Raw genomic sequence first — 8,695 nt, forward strand, 5'->3', positions numbered from 1 at the left:
GCTTGCGGGCGTTTTTGCGTTGTGCGGCGGTTTTTCGATTCCATATATACATGCTGCTGTATGCATGGATACCGCAGTGTTTTATTGCGGTAATGGCATTGTTATTGCACATACCCCAGCATTTATTCGTAGGATGCGCACCGTGCATCCTACATTTCCATCCTTACTCGTACTCGCCGATCGGCACGCAGCCGCAGAACAGGTTGCGGTCGCCGTAGACGTTGTCGGCGCGCCCGACTGCCGGCCAGTATTTCTGCTGGCGCAGCGATGCCACCGGATACGCGGCCACTGCGCGGCTGTACGCATGTTCCCAGGCGTCGGCGGTGACCACCTGCGCGGTATGCGGCGCGTGCTTCAGCGGATTGTCGGTGCGGTCGAACTCGCCGCTTTCAACTTTCGCGATTTCGTGCCGGATCGCGATCATCGCGTCGATGAAGCGGTCGATCTCGGCCTGCGATTCGCTTTCGGTCGGCTCGATCATCAGCGTGCCCGGCACCGGGAAGCTCATGGTCGGTGCGTGGAAGCCGAAATCCATCAGGCGCTTGGCGACGTCTTCGTTGCTGATGCCGGTGGCGGCGGTCAGCGGGCGCAGGTCGAGGATGCATTCGTGCGCGACCAGCCCGTCATGGCCCGAATACAGCACCGGATAGTGCGGTGCCAGGCGGCGGGCGATGTAGTTGGCGGCCAGGATCGCGACCTCGGTGGCGGCGGTCAGGCCGGCCGCGCCCATCATCGCGATGTACATCCACGAAATCGGCAGGATGCTGGCCGAGCCGAACGGCGCGGCGCTGACCGCGCTGATGCCGGCGGCGTCGCGCTGGTAGCCGGCGCTGCGCAGATTCGGCAGGAACTTGGCCAGATGGGCGCCGACCGCAACCGGACCGACGCCGGGGCCGCCGCCGCCGTGCGGGATGCAGAACGTCTTGTGCAGGTTCAGATGGCTGACGTCGCCGCCGAACTGGCCCGGCGCCGCCACCCCGACCAGCGCATTCATGTTGGCGCCGTCGATGTAGACCTGGCCGCCGTGCGCATGGACGATTTCGCACAGTTGCTGCACGCCTTCCTCGAACACGCCGTGGGTCGACGGATAGGTCACCATCGCCGCCGCCAGGTTCTTGCCGTGCAGCTCGGCCTTGGCTTGCAGGTCGGCCAGGTCGATGTTGCCGCGCTCGTCGCAGGCCACCACCACCACCTGCATCCCGGCCATCGAAGCCGAGGCCGGATTGGTGCCGTGCGCCGAGGATGGAATCAGGCAGACGTTGCGATGCGCGTCGCCGCGCGACGCGTGGTAGGCCTGGATCACCAAGAGGCCGGCGTATTCGCCCTGCGAGCCGGCGTTCGGCTGCAGCGACACCGCCGCGTAGCCAGTGGCCGCGCACAGCATGTCTTCCAGCTGGTCGATCATTTCGCGGTAGCCGATGGTCTGGCCGGTCGGCGCGTATGGGTGGATGTTGGCGAACTCGGGCCAGCTGACCGGCAGCATTTCGCTGGTGGCATTGAGCTTCATGGTGCAGGAGCCGAGCGGGATCATGGTGCGGTCGAGCGCCAGGTCCTTGTCGGCCAGGCTGCGCAGGTAGCGCAGCATTTCGTGTTCGGCGTGGTAGCGGTTGAACACCGGATGGGTCAGGTAATCGCTGCTGCGCGCCAGTTGCGCCGGGAACCCGTCGCCAACCGTGGCTTCGATCGCGTCGAAATCGAGCGCAGGGGTTTGGCCCTGCGCTTCCGCTGCAAAAATGTTCCACAGCAATTGCACGTCGTCGCGGCCGCTGGTTTCATCGAGCGAGATGCCGACATGGTGGTCGTCGATCCGGCGCAGGTTGATGCCCTGTGCCTGGGCCGCCGCGTGCAGCTTGTCGGCCAGCTTGACTTGCACCGTCAGCGTGTCGAAAAAGGCCTGGTTGGCGATGCCGTAGCCGAGCCGGCGCAAGCCGGCCGCCAGCACGCCGGTATACCGGTGCACGCGCTGCGCAATGCGGCGGATGCCGGCCGGGCCGTGGTACACCGCATACATCGACGCCATCACCGCCAGCAGCACCTGTGCGGTGCAGATGTTGGAGGTGGCCTTCTCGCGCCGGATATGCTGTTCGCGGGTTTGCAGCGCCAGCCGGTACGCTTTGTTGCCCTGGGCATCGATGGTGACGCCGACCAGGCGGCCCGACATGCTGCGCTTGAAGGCGTCGCGGGTGGCCAGGTAACCGGCGTGCGGGCCGCCGAAACCGAGCGGCACCCCGAAGCGCTGGCTGTTGCCGACCACCACATCGGCGCCCCACTCGCCCGGCGGCGTCAGCAGCGCCAGCGCCAGCAGGTCGGCTGCTGCGATCACCAGCGCGCCCTTGGCGTGCATTGCCTCGGCGGTGGCGCGGTAATCGCGCACTTCGCCATTCACACCCGGATATTGCAGCAGCACGCCGAAACAGTCGTGCTGCAGCGCTGCGTTGTCCTCGCCCGCGCTGCTGCAGGTGCGCACTTCGATGCCGAGCGGTCTGGCGCGGGTTTCGATGACTTCGCGGGTTTGCGGCAGCACGTCGTCGGCCACGTAAAACACGTTCGAGTCCGACTTGCCGACGCGCTGGACCAGCGTCATCGCTTCGGCGGCGGCGGTGCCTTCGTCCAGCATCGAGGCGTTGGCGATCTCCATTCCGGTCATGTCGGTGATCATTTGCTGGAAGTTCAGGATCGCTTCCAGCCGACCCTGCGAGATTTCCGGCTGATATGGCGTGTAAGCGGTGTACCAGGCCGGGTTCTCGAACAGGTTGCGCAGGATCACGCCGGGCGTGAAGGTGTTGTAGTAGCCCTGACCGATCATCGACTTGAAGACGCGGTTCTTGCCGGCCAGATTCTTGAGTTTGGCCAGCGCCGCCTGTTCCGTCATCGCTTCGGAAAACGGGCCCAGCGGCAGCGCATCCTTGCGGCGGATGCCGGCCGGCACGATGGCGTCGATCAGCGCGCTGCGGCTCGGGTAGCCGAGCACGGCCAGCATCGCTTGTTGTTCGGATTCGGACGGGCCGATGTGGCGGGCGATGAAGGCATCGCGGGCTTCAAGTTGGGGCAGGCTGGAGCGGGTCATGATCTGGAGTTATGGAGTTCGTGGCGCGGACAGAAACAGCGCAGGATTGCGCTGTTTCTGTCCCGAGTTGGAAGAAGGAAAGCGGCAGAAATCAGGCGGCGATATTCTTGCCGTAGGCGGCCGCGTCGAGCAGGCCGCCCAGATCGCTAATATCGACAGGTTTCAGCTTGAACAGCCAGGCTTCATAGGCATTGGCGTTGATCTGCTCGGGCGCGTCGGCCAGCGATTCGTTGACTGCCACCACTTCGCCGCCGACCGGCGCATAAATATCGCTGGCCGCCTTGACCGATTCGACCACTGCGCAATCCTTGCCGGCGGCCAGTGCCTGGCCGATTTTCGGCAATTCGACGAACACGATGTCGCCCAGCGCATCCTGCGCGTATTCGGTGATGCCGACGCTCACTGTGCCATCGGCTTCGGTGCGCACCCATTCGTGGGATTCGGTATATTTGAGTTCTGCAGGAATGTTCATAATTGACTCCGGGGATAAATGGGTTGGGCAGTGCAGGCACTTAAAGCCTGCGCTGCTGGAACAGCATGAAAATCAGGAAACCAGAACCTTGCCGTGGCGCACGAACGGCAGCTTGACTACGGTCGCCGCCAGCTGCTTGTCGCGGATTTCCACTTGCACGGTATCGCCCACCGCCACGCCCAGCGGCAAACGCGCCAGGGCGATCGCCTGCTGCATGGTCGGGCTGAAGGTGCCGCTGGTGATTTCGCCCTGCCCGTGCGCGGTTGCGACTTTCTGGTGCGCGCGTAGCACGCCGCCTTTTTCGCGCAGGATCAGGCCGAGAAATTGCGCCTGCTGGCCTTTGGCCAGCAGCGCGGCCTTGCCGGTGAAATCGCGCTCGCTGACCAGGTCGATGGTCCAGGCCAGACCGGCGTCGAGCGGGTTGACGGTTTCATCCATGTCCTGGCCGTACAGGTTCATGCCGGCTTCCAGCCGCAGCGTGTCGCGCGCGCCCAGACCGGCCGGCTTGACGCCGGCTGCTAGCAATGCATTCCACAGCGCTTCGGCCTGTGCGGCCGGAAACGCCAGTTCGAAGCCGTCTTCGCCGGTGTAGCCGGTGCGCGCCAGCATCACTTCGCCGAACGGCGTGCCGGCCACCACTACCGCATTGAACGGTTGCAGCGCTTCGCTGGCGGCGCGGGTTTGCGGCAGCACTTGCCACACCTTGGCGCGCGCGTTCGGCCCTTGGACCGCGATCAGCGCCAGTGCGCCGGGGCCGCTGCGGCGCTGGGTGATGACGAGGCCGCTGCCGGTTTTGTCGTTTTGGGCCGCAATCCAGGCGATGTCTTTTTCCGCGGTACCGGCATTGACCACCAGCCGGAACCAGTTTTCGCTGAAGAAATAAATGATCAGGTCGTCGATCACAAAGCCGTCCGCATTGAGCATGCAGGAATACAGCGCCTTGCCGGGTATTTGTAATTTATCGACATTGTTGGCCACCAGGGCGCGCAGAAAAGCGCGCGCATTGGCGCCCTGCAGGTCGACCACGCACATGTGCGACACGTCGAACATGCCGCAATCGTTGCGCACCGCGTGGTGCTCCTCGATTTGGGAGCCGTAGTTGACCGGCATGTCCCAGCCGCCGAAATCGACCATGCGGGCGCCGGCGGCGCGGTGGGCGGCGTTAAGTGGAGTCGCTTGAAGCGTCATGGAAACCTCGTACCAATAGAAAGGATCAGCGGAGCAGGCGTAGTTGCCCATCCCGCGCATAGTATCGCGACCCCCCTGTCCTTGGTACCTGAGAGATTACGGAATCGGATTCCGCGCGCCCCTTCGGTGGGCCGTCTGTCATTTGCAGCTGCCGCTCTCCAGAGTTTGGAAGGACGAACCTTCCACCTCGACCAGTCCTTTTGCCTGAGAGTTTTTGGGTAGTGCCCCTTCGGCGGCAGCGCATGGCTGCCCTCTCCTGATCAAGAGTCTGGAATATATGCGCTGCGGCCGCCGCTGTCAAATTTTAGGCCGCGTCCGCCGGCCGGCTCATACCGCCATGTAACGGCCCGGTCGGTGGTTCAGCATGATGACCAGGTTCAGCGCCACCGCACCCAGTATCGACGCCAGCAAGGCGGTCAGATTGACCACCAGCAGCGACGCCAGCACGATCATGACATCGACCGTCATTTGCAATTTGCCGGCGCGAATGCCGTATTTGTCCTGCAGATACAGCGAAAGGATGTTGACGCCGCCCAAACTGGCCTGATGGCGAAACAGCACGATGAAGCCGGTTCCCATCAGGAAGCCGCCGATGACGGCGACATAAAACGGCGCCAGCGCGCTGACATGCACGAATTGCGGATGCAGGCCGGAAAAGGCCGACACCAATGCCACCGCACAGAACGTCTTGACGGTGAAGCGCCAGCCCATGCGCCGCACTGCCAGAAAATAGAACGGCAGGTTGATGGTGAAAAATACCGCGCCGAACGGAATCTTGGTGAGGTAATGGATCAGAAACGCCAGTCCGGCAGTGCCGCCGGTGAGCAATCCGGCCTGATTGAACATGGCGATGCCGAGCGATACAAAGATGGCGCCGATCAGCAGCGCCAGGATGTCTTCGAACAGGCTGTGGGTGGGCGGGAGGACGGGAGCAGCAGCGGAAGTCATGGCGAGGGCGCGATCAGAATGGCGCCGGAATCCATTCGTGGTGGTTCCGGCAGGAAAAATCCGTCATTAACGCACAAAATCGCGGATTGTGATACCTGCGGATGGGCTGAAAATCCAGCATGGCTGCAGGGACTTCAGGCGCCGCGCAACAGGCATTCGGCGCCGCTTTTGAGGGAGGGAAAAATGTTGCGCGAGCGGTCCAGGTGCTGCAGCCCCGGCGCCAGCGGCAAGGCCGCACCGCCGTAGGCCGGCAAGCCCTGGCGCACCGGCATCACCTGCAACGCCGCCCCCGCCAGCGCGGCGGATGCGGCAACGGCATTCGGCGCTTCCCAGCCGAAGCTGTATGCGTAATCGGGCAGCAAGGCGTCGCAGGTAGCGGCAAACCATGCGCTGTGATCGGCATCGTGGCCGCGTGCATGCGACAACCCTTCCGGATCGAATTGCGCCAGAGCCTGAATCAATTCCGCAGTCGATGCGCCCGGCGCATCGCCCCAGCCCAGCACCGGATTGAAGATGTAATCGGCCCCGGAGCCGAACCAGCCGGCACGCAGCGGCCGGGCGCTCCAATTGCGCGGGCCGGCAAACAGATGCCAGTGCCAGTGCAAACCGGACGGTTTCGGCCACGAATACAGATAGAGCCGCTGATAACCGGCGTCATGCAACGCGCGCACCATCGCCATCAGGCGCGCATGCGGCATCCGTTCGGGCGGATCGCGGCGAAACAGGATCGGCTCGCCATCCGCGTGCTGCAACTGGTCCGACGACAGGCATAGATCCAGCGTGCGCGCTTCCTGGCCGAAGCGCACCGACACCCAGCCTGACAGCAGGTTGACGGCGGTAAGAACCCCGTAGCCGCGAAAGCGGTGAAAAACGACAGTGCCGGGAGCGATCGGTTGCATGCTAAACGGTTTCAATATTGAACAAATGGATGGAGTATGAGGAATAAATATGTATTTACCGCACGTATTCAGGCGGTAAATAAAAATACAAGGCGCAGTATATTTTCATGCCGGAAGGTCATGCCAAAAGCTGAAGGTGGCAACGCTGCAGCCGCGCTGCCAGATTCTGCGCACGATTGTAACGCGTTGCTGCGCCGAATCCAGGTCCGCCTTGCGTAAAAATTGGGCGGCGATGTCAATATGAGGAAAAATGAGTTTTTTCCCTATATTTTTGTAAAATTACATGAATTTATTTGCCTGAAATTGCTATTTTAAGAAATGGCGAAAGTCAAGAATGAATTTTTATTCAATCAAAATTACTTTATTAAAAATAAATATGGGGATGTGAGAATGTCTTTTTGAATCATATTTTGATGTAAAAGCATCTTTATTGAATTATTTTGTTGTGTCAATTTCATTGAATTGCCGGCTTCATGCTGGTTCACGCCCGGATCTGCCTGTTCACGGCGCAGGTTGCCTTTTATGACCGAATACTTTGCAGGCAGCCCTGGAATCGGTAGACTAGCGGTCCAATATAATTCTGATGAGCTGAAATGCATCGGCAGCGTAAAAAAGGATCAAAATGATGCAGCGACGTGCAACTCTCAATGAGATCGTGGAAGCGTCCGGGCTGAGCCGCGCCACCGTTGATCGCGTGATCAACAACCGCCCCGGCGTTCACCCGCGCACCCGCGACCTGGTCGCCCGGGTCGTGGTCGAATTGGAAAAAAATGCCGCCAGCGCCAGCGCGGCTATCCCATCCGCGCCAGTGGCAAGCAAGTATTTTCAGCTGTGCATACAGGGTGGCGCTGCCTTTGCCGACGAGCTGGAGGCAGCGCTGGCCGGCTCCGCGGAACTTTTCCGCGCACGCGGCTGCAAGCTCGGCCTGATGCGGTTTGCCGCCAATGACGAAGATAAATTGAGCGATTACCTGGCAACCATCGGCGAAAAATGCGATGGCGTGGCAATTTCGGCCCGGAACAGCGAGGAGATCGGCAAGCGCTTGCGCGCGCTCAAGCGGCGCCAGATTCCGGTGGTAAGTTTCGCTATCGATGTCGACCCCGATGCGCGCCATTGCCATGTCGGAATCGATAACCGCGCCGCCGGGCAGACCGCCGCCTTCCTGCTGGGCAATCACCTAAAGCACTTGCCCAGCGCCACTGTGGCGCTGGTGATGAGCAACGCGTCGTGCCGCAGCCATGAGGACAGGGAAATCGGTTGCCGCACCTTATTGCGTCAGCGTCACCCGCAGATCAATCTTCTTGAGATCATCAAAGGCGAGGACGATGCCGATGCGACGTATCAGGCCCTGTGCGAGGCGCTGTCGGGCCGGCCCGACATCAATGCGCTATATGATCTGAGTGGTGACAATCGCAGTCTGGCCAAGGCGGTACAGGATTGCGGCCGCAGCAACCTGCTGTATGTTGCGCATGAACTTAACCCCGTCAGCAGCAATTTGCTCAAGGAAGAGGTAATCGATTACCTGCTTGCGCAGCATATGCCGACCGTGCTGAGCGCGGTCGTGGATTCGTTGCTACAGATTCACGCGGGAAAGCAGCTCGCTGATATCAATCCGATGCCGATACAGCTACTCTGTAAATACGCAATCTGAACGCGTCACAGAGGCGGCGCAAGATCGGCTGGACCGACTATGGCTGGTCGGGTGCCGGATTGGCATCGACGTTTGGCTGCGCCTCGCCTTCGCCGGAAGCATCCTCCGGCGCGGCGTCCGTCTTCGGCATTGATTTGCGCTGCAGCTTTTCTTCCTTCTTGCGTTTCTTTGCAAGGTCCTTTTGACGCTTTTCGAATTGATAATTAGGCTTGGCCAATGGAGAGTCCCGGGTCTGTGTTGAAATTAGAGGAGCGGCAGATATTGCAGATTTCGCCGCCGTGTATACAGGGTACGCCATAACTGGCATGGCGCCAAATGGCAGCAAAAAAACGCTATGTATGTCTATGTGTGTAATTTAGTGCGCCATCCGACCAAAAGGAAGGCATGCAAGCGTTTTTGGAAAAGCGCTTGCCAAGGTTTGGCAACGTTTGATATAGTTCGGCTCCCGTCGCGAGGCGTGGGCAAGACAA

7 protein-coding genes and 2 riboswitches are annotated in these 8,695 nt (G+C 61.1%); of the genes, 1 reads left to right on the top strand and 6 read right to left on the bottom strand.

Annotation, left to right across the window (positions count from 1 at the left end; translation table 11 throughout):
* Nucleotides 1-163: 163 nt before the first annotated feature.
* From gcvP to HMCN_RS0116215, 5 genes are all read right to left on the bottom strand, one after another.
* Nucleotides 164-3,067, bottom strand: a complete 2,904-nt coding sequence (gcvP, locus tag HMCN_RS0116195; RefSeq protein ID WP_025918361.1) for an aminomethyl-transferring glycine dehydrogenase — start codon at nucleotides 3,065-3,067, stop codon at nucleotides 164-166.
* Nucleotides 3,068-3,158: 91 nt separating this feature from the next.
* Nucleotides 3,159-3,539, bottom strand: a complete 381-nt coding sequence (gcvH, locus tag HMCN_RS0116200; protein WP_081801552.1) for a glycine cleavage system protein GcvH — start codon at nucleotides 3,537-3,539, stop codon at nucleotides 3,159-3,161.
* Nucleotides 3,540-3,611: 72 nt separating this feature from the next.
* The gene (gene gcvT, locus HMCN_RS0116205; protein WP_025918363.1) at nucleotides 3,612-4,727 is read right to left on the bottom strand and encodes a glycine cleavage system aminomethyltransferase GcvT; all 1,116 of its coding nucleotides are present in this window, start codon (nucleotides 4,725-4,727) and stop codon (nucleotides 3,612-3,614) included.
* Nucleotides 4,728-4,792: 65 nt separating this feature from the next.
* A riboswitch (glycine riboswitch) is annotated at nucleotides 4,793-4,899 on the bottom strand.
* Nucleotides 4,900-4,909: 10 nt separating this feature from the next.
* Nucleotides 4,910-4,996, bottom strand: a riboswitch (glycine riboswitch).
* Between the two features lie 58 nt (nucleotides 4,997-5,054).
* Nucleotides 5,055-5,675: a YitT family protein gene (locus HMCN_RS0116210; RefSeq protein ID WP_025918364.1), complete on the bottom strand. Its 621-nt coding sequence runs from the start codon at nucleotides 5,673-5,675 to the stop codon at nucleotides 5,055-5,057.
* Between the two features lie 134 nt (nucleotides 5,676-5,809).
* Nucleotides 5,810-6,574, bottom strand: coding sequence for a hypothetical protein (locus tag HMCN_RS0116215; protein WP_025918365.1), 765 nt, complete (start codon nucleotides 6,572-6,574; stop codon nucleotides 5,810-5,812).
* A gap of 622 nt (nucleotides 6,575-7,196) precedes the next feature.
* Between HMCN_RS0116215 and HMCN_RS0116220 the strand changes: the two genes are divergently transcribed.
* Nucleotides 7,197-8,225, top strand: coding sequence for a LacI family DNA-binding transcriptional regulator (locus tag HMCN_RS0116220; RefSeq protein ID WP_025918366.1), 1,029 nt, complete (start codon nucleotides 7,197-7,199; stop codon nucleotides 8,223-8,225).
* 37 nt (nucleotides 8,226-8,262) lie between these two features.
* Here HMCN_RS0116220 and HMCN_RS0116225 read toward each other — a convergent pair whose 3' ends face one another.
* On the bottom strand, nucleotides 8,263-8,442 hold the full coding sequence (locus HMCN_RS0116225) for a hypothetical protein (protein WP_025918367.1): 180 nt from the start codon (nucleotides 8,440-8,442) through the stop codon (nucleotides 8,263-8,265).
* Nucleotides 8,443-8,695: the final 253 nt, after the last annotated feature.

This window comes from Herminiimonas sp. CN (assembly GCF_000622895.1).
In the GTDB taxonomy this organism is placed as follows: domain Bacteria; phylum Pseudomonadota; class Gammaproteobacteria; order Burkholderiales; family Burkholderiaceae_D; genus AVCC01.

What these genes read in the sequence shown, in the direction of transcription:
- gcvP (WP_025918361.1), bottom strand. Translation starts at nt 3,067, where the DNA reads ATGACCCGCTCCAGCCTGCCCCAACTTGAAGCCCGCGATGCCTTCATC.
- gcvH (WP_081801552.1), bottom strand. Translation starts at nt 3,539, where the DNA reads ATGAACATTCCTGCAGAACTCAAATATACCGAATCCCACGAATGGGTG.
- gcvT (WP_025918363.1), bottom strand. Translation starts at nt 4,727, where the DNA reads ATGACGCTTCAAGCGACTCCACTTAACGCCGCCCACCGCGCCGCCGGC.
- HMCN_RS0116210 (WP_025918364.1), bottom strand. Translation starts at nt 5,675, where the DNA reads ATGACTTCCGCTGCTGCTCCCGTCCTCCCGCCCACCCACAGCCTGTTC.
- HMCN_RS0116215 (WP_025918365.1), bottom strand. Translation starts at nt 6,574, where the DNA reads ATGCAACCGATCGCTCCCGGCACTGTCGTTTTTCACCGCTTTCGCGGC.
- HMCN_RS0116220 (WP_025918366.1), top strand. Translation starts at nt 7,197, where the DNA reads ATGATGCAGCGACGTGCAACTCTCAATGAGATCGTGGAAGCGTCCGGG.